Below are 508 nucleotides of genomic sequence, written 5' to 3'. Positions count from 1 at the left end.
TTGGTGCGGCTGGAACTATTGCCCTCGAAGCTGCGGCCGCCCAGGTAAAACGCCACGTCGGCGCCGGCGCGCAGGCCGTAGCGCAGGCGCGGGTGCCCGGCACCCAGCTGGTAGCCTACGCGTAGCGGCAGGGCCAGGAAATGGTAGGTGTTGCGCACCTGGAGGCTGCCCACCGAGTCGGGCCGGAGGGCGTTGCTCGTTGCGGTCGCACCATACTTCACGCGCACATCCACCGTTTGATTAGTGGCGAACGCATGGTAGCCCAAGCCGGTGCCCAGGCTCCAGCGGCCGCTTAGCTGGCGGTGCAGCTGCACTTCGGCCCCGAAGCCGCTGGCCGCCTGCTCATTTTCGGGTTGCCACGTGCTGGTTCTTTTGGGGCCGTAAGAAATGTTGCTGGGCCCCACGCCCGGTAGATTGGTGGGCGAAGTTGCTGCGTAGCTGCGCTGGTCGATGCCTAACGCGCGCGAGGTGAGCGCCGGGCCGGCCAGCGCCAGCACGGCCCATCGCC

Annotated in this window: 1 protein-coding gene; it reads right to left on the bottom strand. The window is 67.9% G+C overall.

Translation table 11 applies throughout. The features are described 5' to 3' along the window. Nucleotides 1-508 (bottom strand): hypothetical protein (locus ACYVDE_RS26040; RefSeq protein WP_460504391.1); only part of this gene is annotated, 508 nt, incomplete at both ends.

It is taken from the genome of Hymenobacter agri (assembly GCF_054778495.1).
The sequence above is the reverse complement of the archived record's forward strand: the minus strand, read 5'-3'. Positions and strand labels throughout refer to the sequence as shown.